Origin of the sequence: Maribacter hydrothermalis (assembly GCF_001913155.1) — a bacterium.
Lineage (GTDB): Bacteria > Bacteroidota > Bacteroidia > Flavobacteriales > Flavobacteriaceae > Maribacter > Maribacter hydrothermalis.
The window spans coordinates 3,332,227-3,355,079 of the sequence record NZ_CP018760.1; the positions used below are offsets into that span (position 1 = coordinate 3,332,227).

The following is a 22,853-nucleotide window of genomic DNA, read 5'->3' on the forward strand; positions in this document are numbered from 1 at the left end:
AATAATATAAGCTTTAAACTGAATACCTTAATTTTACCCAGACTTAATAATCTGTTATGAAAATTATTTCTTTTTTTATTTGTACGCTCCTTTTAGTATCCTGTTCATCGAATAAAAAGGTGCCAGATAATGAAATTTTAAAGAGCGATTTTGTACTTGCTTTTGGTTCTTGCAATAGAGTTGATTTGCCCAACCTTTTATGGGACGATGTTTTAAATACAAAGCCAAATGTTTGGGTGTGGGGTGGAGATAATATTTATGCAGATACTGATGATATGGTTGCCTTAAGAGCAATGTACAATGTGCAAAAAGAGCAGCCTGAATATAAAAAGTTAACTGAATCAACCGAAATTTTAGGTACTTGGGACGATCATGATTATGGACTAAATGATGGCGGTGTAGAATTTGAAGCTAAGGACGCCAGTCAGCATGAGTTTTTGAATTTTATGAATGTGCCAAATGACAGCCCGTTACGAAAGCGCCAAGGGGTTTACAATTCAAAGGAATATGAAATAGATGATCATTCTATAAATATGATTGTACTTGATACGCGATATTTTAGAACCAAATTAACTCCCGATACTGAAACCTCTAAAAGACTAAAACCTAATGAATATGGTATAGGTACTATGTTGGGTGATGCACAGTGGCGATGGTTAGAAAATGAATTAAATTCATCAAAGTCAGATTTTAATATTATTGTAAGTAGTGTGCAGTATTTATCCGATGAACACGGATTTGAAGCATGGGGTAATTTTCCTCATGAAGTGGATAGGCTGGCAAAAATGATATCAGCGTCTAAAGCTCAAGGTGTTATTATTTTGTCTGGCGATAGGCATATTTCTGAATTTTCAAAAACGGAAATAGAAGGAATGACATATCCTTTAATAGATTTTACCAGTAGCGGACTTACACATGCCTATAGAAATTTTACTGGTGAACCTAATAAATTTAGAGTAGGGGAAGTTGTTTTTACAGAAAGTTTCGGAATTTTGGAGTTCAATTTTGGTGCTAAAAAGGTTGATTTCAAGATAGTTGGAGATAACGGAATAGTGTTAGAGAAGTTAGAACAAGTCTACGAATAGTTGTGAGATATGTGGAAAAACGTATTTTTGCGCAAAAATTAAGATATGAGTACGAATAGAACGTTTACAATGATTAAACCAGATGCCGTTAAAAACGGACATATTGGAGCAATATTAGAAAAAATTACAGCTGCTGGTTTTAAAATCGTAGCGATGAAATATACACAGTTGAGCTTAAGAGATGCACAAGAATTTTATGGTGTACATAAAGAGCGTCCTTTCTTTGGTGAGTTAGTTGAATTCATGACAAGCGGAACAATTGTTGCGGCTATCTTAGAGAAAGAGAATGCTGTTGAAGATTTTAGAGCATTAATTGGTGCTACAAACCCTGCGGATGCTGCTGAAGGTACTATTCGTAAAATGTTTGCAACAAGTATTGGTGAAAATGCAGTACATGGTTCTGATAGCGATGAAAATGCAGCTATTGAAGGTTCATTTCATTTTGCAGGTAGAGAAATTTACTAACTCAAATTATAATGATATTAAAGGAGCCAGTTCGAAAGAACTGGCTCTTTTATTGTTTTATACTAAACGCCAACAACTATCTAAGTACCAACTTTTTTACTAGTTCTTTACCAATTTCTTCATTAATCATTCTTATGATTTTTGATTTTCCCAAGCTTAGTTCCTCTCGTAAAACAGAAGAGCTTAATGAAACATATAGGGTGTCGAAACGTAATTCTATTTCAGTGGTGTAGTTATTAACTCCATTGCCCATTAGTCTGGCCCATGCTTCTCTTGCATCTACCTTATCTATTCCTTTTTCTAATTTATTTTTTTGAATAAATGCAGAAAGTGCTTCTTTCATTGAAGTATTATCGTTGCCTCGACTTGCCATTATTGGTTTATGTTTATAGGTTCAAATCTTTCGTATTTATAGGTAATTCCTTGATGATTTATAACTGAAAAGCTTTTATTTGAAAGTGATAATATTAATTCTTCCCATGCATTTAAATCTTTGTTGTAACTCATAAAAATTGAATCATTCGCTATTCGAATTTTTAAAGGTTCTGCATCATTAGAAGTCTCATAGGTACCGTTAAACTTAGGATTCACTTTTTTTCTGTACCCAACTAAAGAATCTATTTTAATAAAATCTATAGTTGTGTTTACTGAATACTCTTTTTTTGTTCCATCTTTAAAGATAACCTCTTTAATTTCCCAATAACCATTTAAAAGCGGTATTTGGTCTTTCTCAATTTTTGATCCACAAGAGATACAAAATAATAAGCCTATAATAAGGTACTGCTTCATTATTACAATTTAAATATTTTATAAGATTGATGAATTTTTTTAACAACACTTTCCGTTCTATCGGCATGAGTATCACTAATGAAAATCTGTCCAAAATTTTCATTGTTTACCAAGGTAATAATATGAGAAACACGATGCTCATCTAATTTGTCAAAAATATCATCTAAAATCAAAATAGGTGTAGTGCCACTTTGCGATTTCATAAAATGAAATTGTGCAAATTTCAACGCAATTAAAAAGGATTTTTGCTGTCCCTGACTTCCAAATTTTTTAATAGGGTACTCGCTAATTTCAAAACTTAGATCGTCTTTATGAATGCCAACACTAGTATATTGTAGCGCACGATCTTTTTCTATATTTTTATTTAATAAAGTTAACATATCGTATTTTGTTAACTTACTATCATACGTGAGCGATACTTTTTCGTTATCTCCCGTAATTGCCTTGTATTGCTCTTGAAAAATGGGAATAAATGCTTCTAAAAATAGGGTACGCTTTTTATAAATTTCTGTTCCATAAGTATGTAGTTGCTCATTATATACGGTTAAGGTATCATTGTTAAAAGTTCTATTGGCTGCAAAATATTTTAAAAGCGCATTTCGTTGAGATACTATTTTATTGTAATTAATAAGATTTTGTAAATAATTTTTGTCTGACTGGGAAATTACCCCATCAATAAATTTTCTTCTCGTGTCGCTTCCCTCAATAATAAGGTCACGGTCTGCTGGTGAAATTATTACCAAGGGTAATAAACCTATATGGTCCGCAAAACGCTCATAAGCTTTTCCGTTTCGTTTTATTATTTTCTTATTATTACGCTTTAAGCTGCAAACAATTTTTTCCTCTCTATTTTCTTTTTCAAAAGTGCCATCGATAACAAAGAAGTCCGACCCATGCCTTATATTTTGAGATGCGATAGGATTAAAATAGCTTTTGCCAAAAGATAAGTGATATATAGAATCTAGAATATTTGTTTTTCCAATACCGTTGTCGCCCACAAAGCAATTTATTTTGGCATCGAAAGCTAGGTCCTTAGACTCAAAATTTTTATAATTTATCAAGGATAATTCTCTAAGCAGCATTGAGTTTTTTTGGGTTTTGGTTTCGGAAGGATGTAAACTACCTTAAAATATCCAAAAATAACGAATAAATACACTTTGCGATTTCAATAAAACCATTATTTTTGCGCGACCAATAAATTTAGAGATGGCTACATATAAGAAAAGAGGATATAAACCTGAAACAAAAGCTGAAAAGCAAGAATTTGATGAACAGGAAAGCACAACAGCTGAAGTTTTTAGTTCGTTAGATGAAGGAGCCTCTAGATCAGAAGAATGGGTTTCTAAAAATCAAAACTTTATTTTAGGTGCCATAGGTGTAATTGCCATTAGTGTTTTAGGTTATTTAGCTTACAGTCAGTTTGTGGTTAAGCCTAAAGAAGCTAGTGCAGCAAATGAAATGTATTATCCACAACAATATTTTGATCAAGCTTTGGCCAGTACAACTGCAAAAGATTCTTTGTTTACTTTGGCTTTAGAAGGTGCTGACGGTAAATATGGTTTTTTAGATATCATAGAGGAATATAATGGTACTAAGGCTGCCAACTTGGCAAATTATAGCGCAGGAATGGCTTACTTAAATATGAATAAGTACCAAGAAGCAATTACGTATTTAGAAGATTTTAGTTCAGAGGATGCTGTCTTAGGTGCTTTGGCAAAAGGTGGCTTAGGTGATGCATTTATGCAATTAGGCCAAGCTTCCGATGCTTTAGGGTATTATGAAGATGCCATTGCGCATAGCAAAAATGAGTTTACAACTCCTAAATTTTTATATAAGGCCGGGGTAACTGCATTAGAAATGGGTGACAAAGCTAAAGCACTTGGCTTTTTTGAAAGAATTAAAAATGAGTTTCCTAAATCAGAAAATGCTAATTCTATCAATGCTTTTATTGGAATGGCTAAAAGTGGTGAGTAATGGCAACAATAAATAAAAATTTATCTGTTTATGATAAAGCAACAATCCCAAACGCGAACAAACTTCGGTTTGGGATTGTTGTTTCTGAATGGAATTCTGAAATAACCGAGGGGTTATATTCTGGAGCCGTAGAAGCTTTAAAAGACTGCGGAGCAACAGAAAATAATATAATACGTTGGAATGTGCCAGGTAGTTTTGAACTTACGTTCGGTGCTAAGAAAATGATAGAAACCCTAAAGCTTAATGCAGTTATTGCTATTGGAAGTGTAATACAGGGCGAGACAAAGCATTTCGATTTTGTTTGCGATGCCACTGCGCAAGGCATTAAAGATTTAAATGTAATTATGAATGTTCCTGTTATTTTCTGTGTTCTTACAGATAATAATATACAACAGTCAAGAGATCGTAGCGGTGGTAAACATGGCAATAAAGGTACAGAAGCTGCTATAGCTGCTATTAAAATGGCGGTACTAGGTAAATAATAAATCTATTCTAAATTCTTTTCATACTTAAAGATGGCCTAATTCATATTTTGGTTCTATTTAGGTGTTAACAAATTTTGGCATTCCTAGTGTGCCCTGTTTTTCTATTTTAAGTAACTTTGGTGTTATGGGGATGTTGAGCAAAATAACGCGGTTACGAAAAAATAGAACTTTTGAGTATAATCCTAGATTTTACGATGATAAAGGTAAAGGGAACCCATATAAAATGGAACCTAAGTTCGACCAATTTCGTAGTACTCTTAATACATCTCGAGGTTTAAAAAGAAAAATTAATAGCGCAATAGAGGACTCTAAAAGAAAAGGAGACCGAAATCTAAGAATTAGAATGATTATTATTATTGCTGTTTTGTTGTTGATTTTTCTTTATATCATTGATTTTGACCTCTCAATTTTCTTTTCTTAATAATGGCTGATATTATTAAATTATTGCCAGATCATGTAGCAAATCAAATTGCTGCGGGTGAAGTTGTTCAGCGTCCGTCTTCGGTAGTAAAAGAGCTTTTAGAAAATGCAATTGATGCAGGGGCTACAGAAATTCAATTAATTGTAAAAGGTGGAGGTAAAACATTAATACAAATAGTTGATAACGGTAAAGGTATGAGTGGTACCGATGCTCGTTTAAGTTTTGAGCGACATGCTACTTCTAAAATTCAAAAAGCAGAAGACTTATTTAATTTACATACCAAAGGTTTTAGAGGGGAGGCATTGGCTTCAATTGCCGCTATTGCACATGTTGAAATGCTTACTAGAACTGAAGAGGACGAAATTGGAACACGCATAAAAATAGAAGGTAGTAAAGTGGTAGCTCAAGAAGTTGTTGTTGCTCCAAAAGGTACCTCAATGCTTGTTAAAAACCTATTCTTTAATATTCCAGCTCGTAGAAACTTTTTAAAATCTGACCAGGTAGAATTTAGGCATATTACCGACGAATTTCATAGAATATCTTTAGCTCACCCACAAGTAGCTTTTAATTTCTATAACAATGGTAGTGACGTTTTTCAATTACCAGCCAATGATTTCAGAAAACGTATTGTTCAAATATTTGGCAGAAAAACGGATGAAAAATTAGTGCCGGTCAATGAGGAGACCCATGTGGTGAAAATTTCCGGTTATATTCAAAAACCTGAATTTGCTAAAAAGAGCAGGGGAGAGCAATTTTTCTTTGCTAATAATAGATTTATAAAAAGTCCGTATTTGCATCACGCAATTCTTGGAGCTTTTGAAGGATTAATACGCCCTGGTACGCACCCTGGTTATTTTTTGAATTTAGAGGTAGATCCAGGTACTATCGATATCAATATACATCCAACAAAAACAGAAGTTAAATTTGATGATGAGCATACCTTGTATGCCATGCTTAAATCTACAGTTAAACATAGTTTGGGTCAGTTCAACGTAATTCCAGCTATAGATTTTAATCAAGACCAAAATTTAGACACGCCTTATTCGTACAAGAATAAAGAAGTGGGTATACCACAAGTAGTTGTTGATTCATCGTTTAATCCGTTTGAAGCGGTTAAAACTACCAAAGGAAATTCTACAAGTAATTATATGAAGTCAAAGGTAGATGGGTGGGAGAGTTTGTATAGCGGTATTCAAATGGCCGTAGATACCAAAGGACATAGTCATGTAGAGTTTGAGTCTGAAGTGGTCAATAGTAGTATTTTTGATGACGGAAAAGAGATAATAGATCATACGACCACAACCTTTCAATTACGAAAGAAATATATTATTACTACTATTAAATCTGGGATGGTCGTTATTAATCAAAGTAGGGCGCATCAACGGGTGCTTTATGAGAATTTTTTAAAGAATATAACTATTAAAGAAGCTGTAAGTCAACAATTGTTATTTCCTTTAATGTTGTCATTCTCAACTAATGAAATTAATATATTACAGGAGATTAAAGATAATTTATGCACCGTAGGTTTTGTATTTGGGGAAGTTTCTCAAGAGGGAGTAGAAATTTTGGGAGTACCAGTGCTGGTTGTTGAAAGTGAAGTACAAATGATTATGGAGCAACTGATTTCTGATTTTCAGCAAGAAATACCCGGAGATAGTTTTTCACAAAGTGATATGCTTGCTAAAACACTCGCTAAAACATTGTCAGTAAAAACAGGTGAAACCTTAGATGAGTTTTCTCAAGTGAAATTGGTAAATGATTTATTTGCTTGTAAGGAAACAACTTTAAGTCCGTTTAACAAAAAAGTATACGTGACTATTACCGAAAATGATATTGAACGAAAATTTATATAAATGGGAAGAATAACAGAAACAATAAAACACTTACTTATTATTAATGTTCTGTTTTTTGTAGCTACACAAATGTATGGAGCACAAATGTATGAGTGGTTTTCGCTTTATTTTCCAAAAAACGAACATTTTCGACTGTGGCAAATAATTAGCCACATGTTCATGCATGGGGGTTTTATGCATATACTATTTAATATGTACGCACTTTGGGCTTTTGGTACACCATTAGAACGCATGTGGGGTAGAAATAAGTTCTTGTTCTTCTACATATCTGCAGGTCTTGGTGCGGCATTAATACATATTGGAGTTAATTATTACTACTACAATGCAGGAATGAGCGCTTTAATAGAATCAGGACTATCAGAAAGCAGTATTTTGGAAATTATTAATAGTGGCCAATACAGTACGGAATGGTATTCAATAGCAGGTAAATCTACAATCGATAACTTTTTAGGGGCATTTAATACTCCTGTGGTTGGTGCGTCAGGGGCTATTTATGGTATTTTAGTAGCATTTGGTATGTCTTTTCCTAATAGTGAGTTGTTTCTAATATTTTTACCTGTACCTATAAAAGCGAAATTCTTTATTCCAGTTTTAATAGCTTTAGATTTATTTTCGGGAGTTACCGGATATAGTTTATTTGGGCAAGGAATTGCGCATTTTGCCCATGTTGGTGGAGCCTTGTTTGGTTTCCTTATGATGTGGTATTGGAAAAAAAATCAGTTTAATAATAATAGGTGGGATTAAGCTATGGCGCAACCAGATTTAAAATATCAGTTTAGTAAATTAAACGTTGCAGAAAAACTAATTGCAATTAACGTGCTGGTTTTTATCGTTAATTCATTGGTGCCTTTTCTTTTGGGTATTTCTAAAAATGCAATTGTACAATGGTTTGAGTTGCCTGCTAACATTGTAGATATTGCATTTCAACCTTGGTCAATTGTTACCTATTCACTGTTTCATGGTGGTATTGGACATTTATTTTGGAATATGCTTTTGGTGTATTTTGTTGGTCGTATTTTTCTGAACCTTTTTGATGCTAAACGATTTTTAAATGTATATATACTTGGGGTTATTTTAGGTGGTTTATTCTTTGTCTTAGGGTATAATATTTTTCCTGCATTTTTTAATACAAATGCCTATTTAATTGGAGCCTCTGCAGGTGCAAGCGCTGTACTTATTTTTATTTGTACGTATTTGCCTAATCAAGAAGTACGTATCGTTTTTTTTAATGTAAAACTTTGGATTGTTGGTGCCGTGGTAGTCTTAACTGATTTAATTCAGTTGCCCATGAGTAATTCTGGTGGGCATTTAGCTCATTTAGGGGGTGCCTTTCTTGGATATTTATATGCAAGTCAGTTGTTAAAAGGAAATGATATCGGGTCTGGTTTTTCCAAATTTATGGACAGTATTGTAAACATGTTTAAGGGTTCGGAGAAAAAGGGACCTTTAAAAACTGTTTATAAAAATAAAAGCACTGCAAATAATTCACCTTCTGTAGCGGATTATGATAAAAAAACACATCAGAAAAAAATAGATGCCATACTTGACAAAATAAGTAAGTCGGGTTACGAAAGTCTTTCTAAGGCAGAAAAGGACTTTTTGTTTAAAGCTGGTAAAGAGAATTAAACAAAATGAAAAAAGCATCCTTTTTCTCTAAAATCATGTTATTCTTGAACATGATTTTTTCATTTTGCCTATTAATTGCCTGTATTGTGCCATATACTTCATCGGCTAGCTTGGCTTTTATTGGTTTAGGGGTTCCATTATTGGTGGGCATAAACTTATTGTTTTTTTTATATTGGTTAGTTCGTAGACGGTACTATTTTTTACTTTCCCTTTCAATCCTTATTTACGGCTATATGTCGTTAGGTACATTTATTGGTTTTAACAATGCTGGTACGTCTGTTGAGATTGAGGAATCTTTGTCCATTATGAGCTTTAATAGTTTAGGATTTAGAGGTAAGGAAGATGAATGGACAAGTACTGCCGGCGATACTATTGTGAAATTTATTAAAAAGGAAGGACCGGAAATTGTATGTTTTCAAGAGTTTGATTACAAAAAAATCAGGTCGAATTATTTTAAAGAATATCCTTATAAATATGTTGACTTTGAGTTTGGGCCAAACAGCGGAAGAATGATTCAAGCGGTATATTCAAAATATAAAATCGTTAATAAAGGAATACTAGAATTCACTGAATCTTCTAATAGCGCCATTTTTGTAGATATAAAATATAAAAAGGATACATTACGTATTTATAATCTTCACTTAGAATCTTTAAATATTAGACCCAATAATATTAAGAAAGAGAGGTCAGATAAATTGTTCGCTAGACTAAGAAATTCATTTGCTAAACAGCAAGAGCAATCTCAAATTGTTAAAAATCATATGATTTCTAGCCCATTTAAAAATATTGTTTGTGGGGATTTTAATAATACACAATTCTCCAACTCTTATTTCACAATTAAAGGCGATTTAAAGGATAGTTTCTTGGAAAAGGGTAGCGGTTACGGTGAAACCATAACTTTTTTGAAATTTCCGTTCAGAATTGACATGATTTTAGTAGACCCTTCTTTGGAAATTACCTCCCATAAGAATTATGATATTCAGCTTTCCGATCATGAACCAATCCTGGCAACTATTAAAATACCGAGCGAATAAAAAGACAATCTACCGTGTCTGCCAGTATATGAATTAGAAGGGCTAAACCAATTATCCTTGTTTTTTTAAAGGTAAACAGAATTGTGTAGGCACCTATAGCCCAATAGCTGTGCAATGGGTGAAAATTAATACTACACCGGTCTGGGTCGAACATTGGGTTGGCCAATATATGATCTACATCTATTAGTATTCCTAGTAATAGAATAATTGCCACCCAAAATTTATTGTCTTTATAAAAGTAAAAGGCTATTAGTATTGGTACTATAAAGTGAATGCCATAATGCGCTATAAACCTAATCATTAACTCTTATAATAAACTCATGATTTAGATATTCAACTGTGTTAGGTCCAAGATTAAAGAGCGCATCTAAAATGCTTAAATTAGGTATAAAACCATTGCGATCGCTAAAAACTTGCACATAAGGCGCTATATTTAATTGTTGTTTTAGTTTTGCACTAACTAAAAATCTGTAATCCTCCTTATCTGTAGGTTTATCAACAAAATGAGTAGATTTCAAAGTTGGCATTTCTAATTGAAGACAATCAAAAATAACGCCTATCGTTTTTAAATTAAATTCCTGTAATTTATCAAAAGTTTGGGTGTACAAAGGCTCAATTTCGTCTTCGTAATACTCAAAAAATGGCGATGTTCTATAGGCAGTTTGTAAGGTTCTCCAATGTTGTCGCTGCCATGCATATGAATTATCTATTAAAACATCTTTATACTTTTGTCTACCGTTGGCTTTACCTACATGTATAATAGGTATGCTTAATATATGTTTGCCACGGTCGTTAGCAATATATGTTCTATTTCTTAAGGTTTGTTTTTGATAATTGTCTTCAGCCTCCCAACAAATATCATGGTGCATAATATAGCTGAATGTAAGTAAGTTGGGAAAGTAAGTTGGATGAATTAATTTCAACGATATGCTATTTTAGTTTTTTGCTTTTTTGCGTTTCCAGAACCAATTACCTACGAAATAGGCAACTAAAATAATCAAGAAATATTTGAAATAAGATTGTGGCTCGCCTTCACCGTTTACAGTAGTGAAAATACGGTCCCATCTTGGTCTCCAGTTACTAATGCCTTCGGTAAAGTTATCGAAGCTCATCCAAATGAAAATAGGTGTACCTACAATATGATTCTCTGGTACATATCCCCATGCTCTACTGTCTTCAGAGTGATCCCTGTTATCACCCATCATCCAATAATAATCTTGTTTAAAAGTATAGCTAGAAGCTGGTTGGCCATTGATGTTAATTTGATTTCCCGAAACCGTAATTTCATTCCCTTCATATTCGCGGATAATCTTTTTATAAAGTGGAAGTACTTTTAAGTTTAAGTCTATTTTTGTTCCTTTTTTAGGAATATAAATAGTGCCCATTTGACTGTAATTCCAAGGATAATCTGGACTTTGAGGAAATAAGTTAATACCTCTTTTTCCTATTTCTGTTACCTGTTGTATAACAGAATCTATAGTGGTATCTGCTTTTAGGGTCTTAACCATATCTGCGGTTAATGGAACGGTACGTTCACGATCGGTAACTTCTTTTAAGGATAAGCGATATTTAGAAATTACATTAGCGGGTATGCCATTGCTCTTTGTGTACAATTCTATTTGCCCGTTAGCCGCTTGGTTATATCCCATTAAATAATTTCTAAGGCCATTAACCTGTTCTTGGTTTAGTGGATTGGATAGGTATTTTCTTGTGAATTCCGGAATATCTAATTTCTCCAGTAATCTTGAAGAAACCCCTTTAGAGCTATAAATTGTATAATCAAACTGTGGTTTGGCACTTCCTGGTAATTCTAATTGTTTGCCGTTTATAAATACGTAACCATTTCTTACTTCTAATGAATCGCCAGGTACTCCTACGCAGCGTTTTACGTAGTTAGATTTTTTGTCTATTGGTTTGTCAACACCTTTTTCTTTCTTGAAGAATACCCTAACCGTATCAGCTGGCCAGCTAAAAACGACAATATCATTTCTTTCTACTTTAGTAAAACCAGGTAATCTAAAATAGGGAAGTTGTGGTTTTTTTATATACGACGGCACTCCCAATACAGGCAACGTATCGTGTACCATAGGGGCTGCAACTGTGGTCATCGGTGTTCTTGCGCCATAATGAAACTTACTTACGAAAAGAAAATCACCTACTCTTAAAGTGCGTTCTAATGAGCCAGTAGGTATTACATAAGGTTGAATAAAGTAGGTGTGTACTAAAGTTGCCGCAACTATAGCAAATAAAATAGAACTAACCCATTCGCCCATAGCTGTTTTTGGTTGAAGACTTCTATCTTGAATATAGGTGACATCTAAAGAATAATTTACATAATAGATATAAAAACCTAGTGTAAAAACTACTATCCATGTCTCCAATGTACTGTTTCGACCAAAGCTTCTGATCGTTTCGACCCATATTACTGGAAACATTAATAAATTGATGATTGGTATAAATAAAAGAATAACCCACCATTTAGGCCTATTGATTATTTGCATAAGTACAATGGCATTATAAACAGGAATTGCTGCTTCCCATGCTTTTCTACCTGCTTTTACATAAAGTTTCCAAGTACCTAAAAAGTGTATAACCTGTACAATGAGTATAAAAATAATCCATTGAGTGCCGTTCATAATATTTGTTTTATAAAAAAGAAACTAGTTTATGTGTTTTAAGAACACCAATAATTCATAAGTCTGTTTCGTTAATAAATGTTACGCTTTTAACCTAGGTTTAACACATCTCGCATAGAAAAAACACCTCTTTTTCCTATTATCCACTCTGCAGCGGTAACAGCTCCTAAGGCGAAACCTTCTCTATTGTGTGCGGTATGTTTTATCTCTATGCTATCTACCTCATTTTCATATAATAAGGTGTGCGTGCCTGGCGTATTACCAATTCTTTTTGAAGTAATAGATAACGCGCCATCAGAGTCGTCTTCCAGTTTCCATTCATTATATTCAGAATTAGCAATTACGCCTTCCGCCAAAGTAATGGCAGTTCCGCTTGGTGCATCTAATTTTTGTGTATGGTGAATTTCTTCTAGAGAAACTTTATACTCAGGTAGATTTTTCATCATTTTGGCTAGGTAGTTATTCAGCTCAAAAAAGATATTTACTCCTAAACTAAAATTAGAGGCATAAATAAATGCACCTTTTTTAGAATTACATAATTCTATTGCTTCATTATACTTATCTAACCAGCCGGTTGTGCCACAAATAATAGGAATATTATGGTTTAAACATTTAGTGATATTTCCAAATGCAGCTTCTGGCATACTAAAATCAATAGCAACGTCCATAGTGGTAAAATCTATTTGATTTGTATTTTCATCAATTTTAGCTACGATTTCATGACCGCGACTTAATGCAATCTGTTCTATCATCTGCCCCATTTTTCCGTATCCGAAAAGTGCAATTCTCATTATTAAAATTTTATGGTTAGTGCCATACCGTAATTAGGAGTATTGGTTACTTGATTAAAATCGAGAAATGGTTCAAAATCAATACTTAAATCATCATCGATATTAAATTGTTTCAAATGTGCATCAACATTGGCATCAACTATATTTAACGCATACAAAGCAATTGTGGCAACTAGCCATAAATCCCGATCGCTTTGAAAGCGGTCTTGTTGATATTCAAGGTCATCAGTATCTAGGTCGGGAGCAGCACCCGCAGCGTTATCACCGTTTATATCATAGTATTGGTCATCTGTAAAACCCGCTTGTCTTCTCTTAAAAGCAGTTCTGAAACTTTGATAGTTGTTGTTATTCCATGTATATGCATATATACTGCCGCCTATTGCGCCCCAAACCAAGGGTACTTTCCAATATCTTTTATTGTAAACTTGACCCATTCCTGGCAAAACGGCGGAGTAGAACGCGGCCTTACTTGGCGCAAGTGGATTGAATTCTTTTTTGGTTTTTTTAAAAGAAACAGAATCTTTTATATTTATTTCCTCCTCTGCCAGTGTAGTTGAGGTACTGTCAGTTTCTGAAACTGTAATAGTCTCCTTTTCTTCTTGGGAAAAGGAGAAATGTATGGAAAATAAAATTATAATAAAGGGGATACTATAGCTACGCACCTGTTATCAATTTTTTGATACGGTCAAATTCTTCTTGAGACTTAAATGGTATGGTTATTTTACCTCTTGCATTATCAGTAGATTTTATATCTACTTTTACAGATAATGCATCTGTAAGTTCTTTGATGCCCTTACGAACAAAAACTGAAGCTTCTTTTTTAATAGTCTTTGTTACTTCTACCTTTGGAGCCTCATCAGCATGATAGGCTTTTACCGCACTTTCTGTATCTCTTACTGAAAGGTTATCAAAGATTATTTTTTCGTAAAGTGATATTTGGTCTTGTTTTTTGTCAATATTGACGAGAGCTCTACCGTGACCCATACTTAAGAAACCATCTCGCATTCCTGTTTGTATAATTGGGTCTAATTTTAATAAACGAAGGTAATTGGCAATGGTTGACCTTTTTTTACCAACACGTTCACTTAATTTTTCTTGGGTAAGATTAATTTCATCAATTAAACGTTGGTACGATAATGCAATTTCGATAGGGTCTAAGTCTTGGCGTTGAATATTCTCAACCAAGGCCATTTCTAAAGATTCCTGGTCATTTGCAATACGTATGTATGCAGGTATTGTTTCTAAACCTAATAATTTAGAAGCTCTATATCTTCTTTCTCCTGATACTAATTGATATTCGTTAAATCCTAATTTTCTAACTGTAATAGGTTGAATTACACCAAGTTCCCTAATAGATGCGGCTAATTCTTTTATTGCTTCATCATTGAAATTAGAACGCGGTTGAAACGGATTCACCTCAATTTTATCTAAATCGAGCTCAATAATATTACCAACTACTTTGTCCGCATTTTTATCTGTTGCTGTATTTATATCATTTTCCGGGTCTTTTAAAAGAGCCGAAAGACCTCTACCTAAAGCTTGTTTCTTTGTCGCTTTTGCCATACTTAAACCGTCTGCTTATTTTTTTTGACTATTTCATCAGCCATATTCAAATAATTAGTTGCGCCTTTGCTTGCAGCATCATATTTGATTATGCTTTCTCCATAACTAGGTGCCTCACTTAAACGAACATTTCGTTGAATTACAGTATCGAATACCATATCTCCAAAATGCTTACGTACTTCGTCAACAACTTGGTTAGATAAACGCAATCTAGAATCGTACATGGTTAATAACATGCCTTCAATATCTAAATCGGGATTATGCAATCGTTGCACACTTTTAATGGTGTTTAGTAGTTTGCCTAAACCTTCAAGCGCAAAATATTCGCATTGTATTGGTATAATAACCGAGTCTGCCGCTGTTAAGGCATTTAAAGTTAACAGTCCTAATGATGGGGCACAATCAATTAATATATAATCGTAATCCTTTTTTAGGTCTATTATAGCCTTTTTCATCATGTATTCTCGCTCTTCCTTATCTACCAATTCAATTTCAATGGCAACAAGGTCAATATGTGCGGGAATAAGGTCAACATTCGGAGATGTAGTCGGTATAATGGTTTCTCTTGCAGTTTTGGTGTGTTCCATTAGTTGGTAAGAACCTAGTTCTACACTATCTACATCAATACCTAACCCCGACGTGGCATTTGCCTGCGGGTCTGCATCAATTAATAAAACCTTTTTTTCGAGTACTCCTAGCGAGGCAGCTAGGTTTACTGTTGTGGTAGTTTTACCTACCCCTCCTTTTTGATTAGCTATAGCAATAATCTTGCCCATGTTCAAAGTAAGTTAGGCTGTAAAAATACGATTATTTATGGGGCTAATGAAAGCTTTTTGTTAACACTAAGTGAATATCCAAGTGGTTTTAATTAAAAAAGCGTTAATCTTTTAAGTATTAATGGTTTAGAATATTCATTTACTTGAAGTATTTAACTAGTTGAAAACTTATTAAAATGATATTAAACTTAATTTTTGTCTTTAAGTTTTAAGCTGTCTTCGTACTCTATTAAATATATTTCTTCGTTTTTCTTTTTAAGGTAATATTCTTCTCGGGCAAATCGTTCTAACTCACCTTCAGTGGATAATTTTTCGATAATTTTTTTATCCTTAGCAATTTCTTCTTTTAAAAAATCTTGTGTTTTTTCTAATTTTTTTATCTCTTTTCTTAATTCTAGATGAATTAAGAGAGAATTGGTGTCAAAAAAAAGCATCCAAACAACAAAAACAGAAAAGACCATTACATAGGTATTGGTCATTATTTTAAACCATTTCTTTTTTTTAAAATCTTTAAATGCCATTAGGACTGCATTATTTTTTCGTTGATAATACTCTTAACTATTTCAACAGCTACCGTGTTGTATTTGTTATTTGGTATAATAATATCGGCATATTCTTTTGTTGGTTCAATAAATTGCTCGTGCATTGGTTTTATTATAGTCTGATATTTTTCTATGGTCTCATCTAATTTCCATCCACGTTCATTGACATCTCTTTTTAATCTCCTAATAAGCCTTTCATCCGTATCTGCATGTACAAATATCTTTATATCGAACATTTTGCGAATGGCAGAATTGGTCATAATTAAAATTCCCTCAACAATAATTACTTTAGTAGGATGAGTTAAAACTGTCTTTGCGGTTCTATTACACTCTAGAAAAGAATAAACAGGTTGTTCTATAGATTCTCCATTTTTTAAAGAAATTAAATGTTTTTCTAAAAGCGCAAAATCAATAGAGCTAGGGTGGTCAAAATTTGTCTTCCTTCTTTCTTCTAATGATAAGTGTGATAAGTCATTATAATAAGAATCTTGAGAAATTACACCAACTTCTTCATTGGGTAATTCATTTATTATTTGATTTACTACAGTAGTTTTTCCGCAACCCGTCCCGCCAGCTATACCTATAATCAGCATATAATTTAGTTTACTCGTTAAACGAGATTTAAATTGCTCCGACATTCTTGTCGAAATAAATATCAATTTTCTATTTATTGCCCAGTGGGCATACCACAAAGGGCTTTAACTGCAAAAGTACATATTTGATTTTCAATAATTACTAAAACTCAAAAATCAACTTTAAATAACATAGCTTGATTTGTTAAGCCGTATTTTTGCATGATGCAAAAAGAACAGGTTAAACCTAATTTTGAGTTTGTAGCTTTAATGGCATCATTAATGTCTATAGTTGCCTTAACTATAGACGCTATATTACCGGCAATTGCTGATATTGGCATTGCTATTCATAGTCTTGACCCAATTAAAAATCAATTGTTGGTTACCATGATATTTTTAGGATTGGGTGTAGGTCAATTATTCTTTGGGCCACTATCTGATAGCTTAGGAAGAAAACCCATTGTTTATTTTGGATTTATTATTTTTTCAATTGCAAGCGTTATTTGTTTGATTGCGCCGAATCTAGAAATAATGCTAGTTGGTAGAGTATTGCAGGGTGTAGGTCTTTCGGCCCCAAGAACCATAAGTATATCTATTATTCGTGATACCTATAAAGGAGATTATATGGCGAAAATAATGTCTTTTGTGACCGCTTTCTTTATTTTAGTTCCTATTGTTGCTCCTGCTATAGGGAAAAGTATAATGCACATTTTGGGATGGCAAGGTATTTTTTACATTCAATTATTTTTTGCCCTCGTAGTTGGGGTATGGTTTTGGAAAAGACAAGAAGAAACACTTAAACCAGCCTTTAAAGTTCCATTTTCATTCGCTGTATTTATAAAAGGAACTAAAGAAATATTTAAGTATAAAGAGACTGTTTCTTGTACAATCATTTCAGGTTTAATTACGGGCTCGTTTTTAGTTTACCTCAGTACTGCACAACATGTGTTCGAGGAATTATATGGCCTAAAAGAATCATTCCCATATGTGTTTGCTGGTTTGGCTTTTTCAGTGGGAGTTTCTACACTTATGAACGGTACACTGGTTCTTCGTTTTGGAATGCGGAATTTATCATTTTTAGCCTTGGCAGTATTTACATCACTGGCTCTGGGCTATAGTTTACTATTTTGGAATTCAGCGGACCCAAATTTAACTGTACTATTAATTTTCATGTCTTTATTATTTTTATGCTTAGGATTTATTTGGGGCAATATGAGGTCAATTGCTATGGAACCTATTGGTCATATTGCAGGTATTGGGGCTGCCATTACCGGTTTTGTATCAACCATATTATCTATACCTATTTCTATTTTTGTGGGTAGTTTTGTAGAAGATTCGGTATGGGCATTGTTCGCTGGGCTTGGAGTGTGTGGTTTAATATCTGTTTTATTATTTATTGCTTTTAAAACAAGACCCTTGTTTGCTAAAAATCATGCTTTTATTAATTAGAATAGTAATGATTTTTTGAAACAGTGTTTTGTTGACTATGAATAACATTTAAGATAGATGAAGTTGAAATTGTTTTAGAAGTTAAAGTTGTTTTTATTAACTTATATTAAGAACTAAATTTTAATCTTCATGAACTCACTTCAAAAACTAGGATACGATAGTGATGCAAAATTATTGATTATTCATGCTGATGATGCCGGACTTTCGCATTCGGAGAATAGAGCTACAATATACGCTCTAAAAAATGGATTTGTTAATTCGTACAGTATAATGGTACCTTGTCCTTGGTTTTATGAAATGGCATTATTTGCAAAAGAAAACCCCCAAATTGATAATGGCGTTCATTTAACTTTAACATGTGAATGGGAAAACTATAAGTTTGGCCCTGTGTTGCCAATAACTGAAGTACCAAGTTTGGTTGATGAAAACGGACACTTTTTTAAAAAGCGAGAAGAATTAAGAATTAAGGCTAAACCAGAACATGTTGAAAAAGAGCTTCGCGCACAAATTGATAAAGCATTAAACTTTGGATTACAACCAACACATTTAGATTCACATATGTACAGTGTCGGTTCAAATAAAAAATTTTTTAAAATTTATAAAAAATTGGGAAAAGAATATGGACTTCCCGTATTGGTAAATCCTCAACTTATGGAGATGGTTGGGATTGATGCAGAACTTTGTGTTGAGGAAGATGACTTTATTGTTGACCAAACTTACGTAGGGAATTATAATTATTTTGAAAAAGGAAAGCTATCGGATTTTTATACGGAAACTATAGAAGGCTTGTCCGCGGGTGTAAACCTTATTTTAATTCATCCAGCGTTTGATGATGATGAAATGAAAGGAGTAACTGTAAATCATCCAAATTTTGGTTCGGCTTGGCGTCAAATTGATATAGATTATTTTACTAAAGTGGAAAATAGATTAAAACTCAAAGAAAATAATATCAAACTAATCACTTGGGCAGATATTAAAAATTTATCTAGCTGAAATTCGAATTAAAAAAAGTTTTTAGTATTCTTTTTCTAAAGAAAATATCCTTCAAAAAACCATATTAAAATGGAATTTGTGAAGGATATTATACTTCGCTGATAGCACTTTGTTAAAGATTATAAAGCATTATCCATAATTTCCTGTACTACCTCAGGATTTAGTAACGTACTAGTATCGCCTAAGTTACTGGTGTCGTTACTAGCAATTTTACGTAAAATTCTACGCATTATTTTACCGCTACGGGTTTTAGGAAGTCCGGATACAAACTGAATCTTGTCCAGCTTTGCTATAGGTCCTATATGTTCTGTAATCTGTTGATTTATTTCTTTTCTTAGATTTTCTCTATCTCTGCTTTCGCCTGTTTCTTTTAAAATTACAAATCCGTAAAGGGCATTTCCTTTTACATCGTGTGTGAAACCTACAATTGCAGATTCTGCAACAGCTGGGTGTTCGTTGATGGAATCTTCAATAGGAGCAGTTCCTAGGTTATGTCCAGATACAATAATTACATCATCAACACGACCAGTTATTCTGTAATATCCTACAGCATCTCGTAATGCACCATCACCCGTAAAGTATTTATCTTCATAGGCAGAAAAATAGGTGTCTCTATATCTATCATGATTACCCCATATTGTTCTCGCAATTGCAGGCCATGGGAATTTAATGCATAAGCGACCTTCTACTTGGTTGCCTTTTATTTCATTTGCATTCTCATCCATTAGGGCTGGTTGAATTCCTATGAAAGGTAGTGTTGCATATGTTGGTGCAGTTGGTGTTACATAGGGTATTGGGGTAATCATAATTCCTCCTGTTTCTGTCTGCCACCAAGTATCTACAATAGGGCTGTTTTTTTTGCCTACATTATTATTATACCAGTGCCATGCTTCTTCGTTTATAGGTTCACCAACAGAACCTAAAACCTTGAGGCTAGATAGGTCATACTTTTCAACGTAATCTAAATTTTCCTTTGCCAATGCTCTAATAGCAGTTGGTGCAGTATAAAACTGAGTTACTTTGTGTTTTTGTACTACATCCCAAAAACGACCAAAATCTGGATAGGAGGGAACCCCCTCAAACATAACAGTTGTTGCACCGTTTGCTAACGGGCCGTATACGATATAGGAATGACCTGTGATCCACCCTATGTCTGCTGTACACCAATAGATATCATTTTCAGTGTATTGGAATACATTTTTAAACGTATAGGCAGTGTATACCATATATCCCGCAGTGGTATGTACCATACCTTTTGGAGTGCCTGTTGAGCCAGATGTATACAAAATAAACAAGGGGTCTTCTGCATCCATTATTTCAGCTACGCAATCTGCATAAGCATCTTCCAATAATGGTTTTAGCCATTTATCCCGTCCTTTTTCCATGTGTATTTCAGTGCCAGTGCGTTTTACAACTAGTACATTTTTTACACCAGGACAATCTTCTAGAGCCTTGTCTACTATTCCCTTTAAATCAATTGCTTTTGTCCCCCTAAAAGAGCCATCGGAAGTAATGACCATTTTACAATCAGAATCATTTATTCTTGTAGATAATGCGTTAGATGAAAAACCGGCAAAAACTACCGAGTGTATTGCTCCTATTCTTGCACACGCCAATAACGCTACGGCAAGTTCAGGAATCATAGGTAAGTAAATACAAACGCGGTCTCCTTTTTTTACACCATGGTCTAATAGCACATTAGCCATACGACAAACTCGTTCATGTAGCTGTCTATAGGTAATATGGACCGCTTCTTCTTTAGGGTTATTGGGTTCAAATATTATGGCAGTTTTAGAGCCTCGTGTCGGTAAATGGCGGTCTAAGCAATTTTCTGTAATGTTTAATTTAGCACCCTCAAACCACTTTATTTCTGGTTTTTTAAAATCCCAGCTTAAGACATTATCCCAGCGCTTACGCCAAACAAAATGTTCTTCTGCAATCTCTTCCCAAAAGGCTTCGGGGTTACGAACCGATTTTCGGTATACTTGAAAATATTCCTCTAAATGCTTAATGTGGTAATTACTCATGGTATGCGTTAATTTGATATGTAAAGGAGCTTAAAGTCCTTAAGTTGTTGTTGAATGTTGATTTGTTTCAATTAATGTTCCGCGGCATCACCTGCACCGCTTGGTATCCTAATATTTTCTACAATTTCCTGTACTTCTTTTGGTGGTTCTGGCGTAAACTGTAAAACAATAATCGCTACTATAAAGTTAGCAATCATAGCGATACTACCAAAGCCTTCGGGTGAAATGCCAAACCACCAATCTGCCGGTGCTCCTCCACCAAACCAGCCGAATTTAAACTTGGTCATATAGAACAGCATAAGGATTATGCCGACCACCATTCCGCTTATGGCTCCTTCTTTGTTCATTTTCTTATAAAATATGCCAAGCACAATAGCAGGGAAGAAAGATGCCGCTGCCAAACCAAATGCCAGTGCGACTACTGCAGCCACAAAACCAAGTGGATTTATTCCAAAATACCCTGCGATTACAACGGCTACGGTTGCAGCGCCCCTAGCTACCCATAACTCTGACTTGTCGGAGATATTTGGATTAAAAACTTTCTTAACCAAATCATGAGAAACGGATGCAGAAATAACTAACAAAAGTCCGGCAGCTGTTGAAAGGGCTGCGGCAAGAGCTCCTGCTGCAACTAAGGCGATAACCCATGCGGGTAAATCTGCAATTTCCGGATTTGCTAAAACCATGATATCATTATCTATTGTCAACTCGTTTTTAGACTTGTCCGCTACATATTGAATTTTTCCATCTTCATTTTTATCATCAAAAGTTAATAATCCGGTTTCTTCCCAATTTTTGAACCAAACAGGCATACTTGAATATTCTTCGTTACTAACGGTATTAATAAGATTGGTCTTAGCAAATACAGACACAGCAGGGGCAGTAGTATAAAGAATAGCAATTAGTAGCAGTGCTAATCCGGCAGATTTACGAGCGTCTTTTACTTTTTTAACGGTAAAAAATCGAACAATTACATGTGGTAATCCTGCAGTACCTACCATTAACGCTAAGGTGATGGCAAAAACATCGGCCATAGATTTAGAGCCATTAGTATATTCATTGAACCCTAGTTCAGTTGATAATCCGTCTAACTTATCCAATAGAAAATCACCCGACCCATCATTTAACGTCGATCCCATGCCCAATTGCGGAATTGGGTTGCCTGTCATTTGAATAGAAATAAAAATTGCAGGAACCATAAAAGCAAAAATCAGAACACAATACTGTGCAACTTGGGTGTAAGTGATACCTTTCATACCCCCAAGAACAGCGTAAAATAGTACAATGATCATTCCTATTATCACTCCAGTATTGATATCTACTTGTAAAAATCTAGAGAATACTACGCCAACCCCTCGCATTTGCCCTGCTACATAGGTAAATGACACTATAAGTGCACAAAGTACGGCTACAATACGTGCGGTTTTTGAATAATATCTATCACCTATAAAATCGGGAACCGTAAACTTTCCAAATTTTCTTAAATACGGAGCTAATAGTAGTGCTAGCAGTACATAGCCACCTGTCCAACCCATGAGGTAAACAGAGCCATCATAACCTGCAAAGGAAATTATACCGGCCATAGAAATGAAAGAGGCGGCCGACATCCAATCGGCTGCGGTTGCCATTCCGTTGGCAAGTGGAGAAACTCCGCCGCCAGCAACATAAAAATCTTTTGTAGAACCGGCTCTAGACCAAATTGCGATTCCTATATAAAGGGCGAAAGTGAGTCCTACTAAAATATACGTCCAGGTTTGAACACTCATAATGCG

25 protein-coding genes are annotated in these 22,853 nt (G+C 34.2%); 11 read left to right on the plus strand and 14 right to left on the minus strand.

All coding sequences use genetic code 11. The features are described from left to right. The first annotated feature begins 56 nt into the window (after nt 1–56). A complete protein-coding gene (locus BTR34_RS14445) occupies nt 57–1,085 on the plus strand; it encodes an alkaline phosphatase D family protein (RefSeq protein ID WP_068482652.1) in 1,029 nt (342 codons plus the stop codon). A gap of 45 nt (nt 1,086–1,130) precedes the next feature. After that, complete coding sequence (locus BTR34_RS14450) at nt 1,131–1,550, plus strand: nucleoside-diphosphate kinase (RefSeq protein ID WP_068482650.1); 420 nt, start codon at nt 1,131–1,133, stop codon at nt 1,548–1,550. A 76-nt stretch (nt 1,551–1,626) separates the two neighbouring features. Here BTR34_RS14450 and BTR34_RS14455 read toward each other — a convergent pair whose 3' ends face one another. From BTR34_RS14455 to recF, 3 genes are read right to left on the minus strand one after another with little or no spacing between them, the layout of a single operon-like run. Further along, nucleotides 1,627–1,923, minus strand: a complete 297-nt coding sequence (locus BTR34_RS14455; protein WP_068482647.1) for a DUF721 domain-containing protein — start codon at nt 1,921–1,923, stop codon at nt 1,627–1,629. Then, entirely contained in the window at nt 1,923–2,339 is a 417-nt protein-coding gene (locus BTR34_RS14460; protein WP_068482644.1) for a hypothetical protein, read from the minus strand. The genes BTR34_RS14455 and BTR34_RS14460 overlap by 1 nt, the downstream gene beginning before the upstream one ends. A gap of 2 nt (nt 2,340–2,341) precedes the next feature. Next, nucleotides 2,342–3,421, minus strand: coding sequence for a DNA replication/repair protein RecF (gene recF, locus BTR34_RS14465; protein WP_068482641.1), 1,080 nt, complete (start codon nt 3,419–3,421; stop codon nt 2,342–2,344). 124 nt (nt 3,422–3,545) lie between these two features. Here recF and BTR34_RS14470 point away from each other — a divergent pair, with 124 nt between their 5' ends. From BTR34_RS14470 to BTR34_RS14500, 7 genes are all read left to right on the plus strand, one after another. After that, nucleotides 3,546–4,313, plus strand: a complete 768-nt coding sequence (locus BTR34_RS14470; protein WP_068482638.1) for a tetratricopeptide repeat protein — start codon at nt 3,546–3,548, stop codon at nt 4,311–4,313. Beyond that, nucleotides 4,313–4,795, plus strand: a complete 483-nt coding sequence (gene ribH, locus BTR34_RS14475; RefSeq protein ID WP_068482635.1) for a 6,7-dimethyl-8-ribityllumazine synthase — start codon at nt 4,313–4,315, stop codon at nt 4,793–4,795. The genes BTR34_RS14470 and ribH overlap by 1 nt, the downstream gene beginning before the upstream one ends. A 64-nt stretch (nt 4,796–4,859) precedes the next feature. After that, a complete protein-coding gene (locus BTR34_RS19000) occupies nt 4,860–5,219 on the plus strand; it encodes a riboflavin synthase subunit beta (RefSeq protein WP_317043887.1) in 360 nt (119 codons plus the stop codon). A 2-nt stretch (nt 5,220–5,221) separates the two neighbouring features. Beyond that, nucleotides 5,222–7,072 carry a DNA mismatch repair endonuclease MutL gene (gene mutL, locus BTR34_RS14485; protein ID WP_068482632.1) on the plus strand — a complete coding sequence of 617 codons (1,851 nt, stop codon included), beginning with the start codon at nt 5,222–5,224 and terminating at the stop codon, nt 7,070–7,072. Then, nucleotides 7,073–7,816: a rhomboid family intramembrane serine protease gene (locus BTR34_RS14490; protein WP_068482629.1), complete on the plus strand. Its 744-nt coding sequence runs from the start codon at nt 7,073–7,075 to the stop codon at nt 7,814–7,816. A 3-nt stretch (nt 7,817–7,819) separates the two neighbouring features. Further along, on the plus strand, nt 7,820–8,698 hold the full coding sequence (locus tag BTR34_RS14495) for a rhomboid family intramembrane serine protease (protein WP_068482627.1): 879 nt from the start codon (nt 7,820–7,822) through the stop codon (nt 8,696–8,698). A 5-nt stretch (nt 8,699–8,703) separates the two neighbouring features. Then, nucleotides 8,704–9,732, plus strand: coding sequence for an endonuclease/exonuclease/phosphatase family protein (locus BTR34_RS14500; protein WP_068482624.1), 1,029 nt, complete (start codon nt 8,704–8,706; stop codon nt 9,730–9,732). On the opposite strand, the gene BTR34_RS14505 is transcribed toward BTR34_RS14500, so the two are convergent. The 9 genes from BTR34_RS14505 to udk form a co-directional block, all read right to left on the minus strand. After that, a complete protein-coding gene (locus BTR34_RS14505) occupies nt 9,713–10,033 on the minus strand; it encodes a DUF6122 family protein (protein WP_068482621.1) in 321 nt (106 codons plus the stop codon). The genes BTR34_RS14500 and BTR34_RS14505 overlap by 20 nt on opposite strands. Continuing rightward, complete coding sequence (locus BTR34_RS14510; RefSeq protein WP_074472145.1) at nt 10,026–10,655, minus strand: WbqC family protein; 630 nt, start codon at nt 10,653–10,655, stop codon at nt 10,026–10,028. Before BTR34_RS14510 ends, BTR34_RS14505 begins: the two co-directional genes overlap by 8 nt. Before the next feature lie 12 nt (nt 10,656–10,667). Further along, nucleotides 10,668–12,368, minus strand: coding sequence for a signal peptidase I (gene lepB, locus BTR34_RS14515; RefSeq protein ID WP_068482615.1), 1,701 nt, complete (start codon nt 12,366–12,368; stop codon nt 10,668–10,670). 89 nt (nt 12,369–12,457) lie between these two features. Next, a complete protein-coding gene (dapB, locus tag BTR34_RS14520; protein ID WP_068482612.1) occupies nt 12,458–13,159 on the minus strand; it encodes a 4-hydroxy-tetrahydrodipicolinate reductase in 702 nt (233 codons plus the stop codon). Nucleotides 13,160–13,161: 2 nt separating this feature from the next. Beyond that, a complete protein-coding gene (locus BTR34_RS14525) occupies nt 13,162–13,821 on the minus strand; it encodes a DUF5683 domain-containing protein (RefSeq protein WP_235843165.1) in 660 nt (219 codons plus the stop codon). Continuing rightward, complete coding sequence (locus BTR34_RS14530; protein ID WP_068482609.1) at nt 13,814–14,722, minus strand: ParB/RepB/Spo0J family partition protein; 909 nt, start codon at nt 14,720–14,722, stop codon at nt 13,814–13,816. Before BTR34_RS14530 ends, BTR34_RS14525 begins: the two co-directional genes overlap by 8 nt. A 2-nt stretch (nt 14,723–14,724) precedes the next feature. Beyond that, on the minus strand, nt 14,725–15,498 hold the full coding sequence (locus BTR34_RS14535; protein ID WP_068482606.1) for a ParA family protein: 774 nt from the start codon (nt 15,496–15,498) through the stop codon (nt 14,725–14,727). A 188-nt stretch (nt 15,499–15,686) separates the two neighbouring features. Then, nucleotides 15,687–16,019, minus strand: a complete 333-nt coding sequence (locus tag BTR34_RS14540) for an FtsB family cell division protein (RefSeq protein ID WP_068482602.1) — start codon at nt 16,017–16,019, stop codon at nt 15,687–15,689. Beyond that, a complete protein-coding gene (gene udk, locus BTR34_RS14545; protein ID WP_068482599.1) occupies nt 16,019–16,633 on the minus strand; it encodes a uridine kinase in 615 nt (204 codons plus the stop codon). Before udk ends, BTR34_RS14540 begins: the two co-directional genes overlap by 1 nt. 204 nt (nt 16,634–16,837) lie before the next feature. Between udk and BTR34_RS14550 the strand changes: the two genes are divergently transcribed. Together BTR34_RS14550 and BTR34_RS14555 are read left to right on the plus strand one after the other, a co-directional pair. Then, nucleotides 16,838–18,061 carry a multidrug effflux MFS transporter gene (locus tag BTR34_RS14550; RefSeq protein WP_068482596.1) on the plus strand — a complete coding sequence of 408 codons (1,224 nt, stop codon included), beginning with the start codon at nt 16,838–16,840 and terminating at the stop codon, nt 18,059–18,061. Between the two features lie 129 nt (nt 18,062–18,190). Next, the gene (locus BTR34_RS14555) at nt 18,191–19,054 is read left to right on the plus strand and encodes a polysaccharide deacetylase family protein (protein WP_068482593.1); all 864 of its coding nucleotides are present in this window, start codon (nt 18,191–18,193) and stop codon (nt 19,052–19,054) included. A 119-nt stretch (nt 19,055–19,173) separates the two neighbouring features. Here the strand turns inward: BTR34_RS14555 and acs are convergent, their stop codons facing one another. Together acs and BTR34_RS14565 are read right to left on the minus strand one after the other, a co-directional pair. After that, complete coding sequence (acs, locus tag BTR34_RS14560; RefSeq protein WP_068482590.1) at nt 19,174–21,081, minus strand: acetate--CoA ligase; 1,908 nt, start codon at nt 21,079–21,081, stop codon at nt 19,174–19,176. Nucleotides 21,082–21,152: 71 nt separating this feature from the next. Continuing rightward, nucleotides 21,153–22,847 (minus strand): sodium:solute symporter family protein, encoded by a 1,695-nt coding sequence (locus BTR34_RS14565; protein ID WP_068482587.1) that lies wholly within the window; start codon nt 22,845–22,847, stop codon nt 21,153–21,155. Nucleotides 22,848–22,853: the final 6 nt, after the last annotated feature.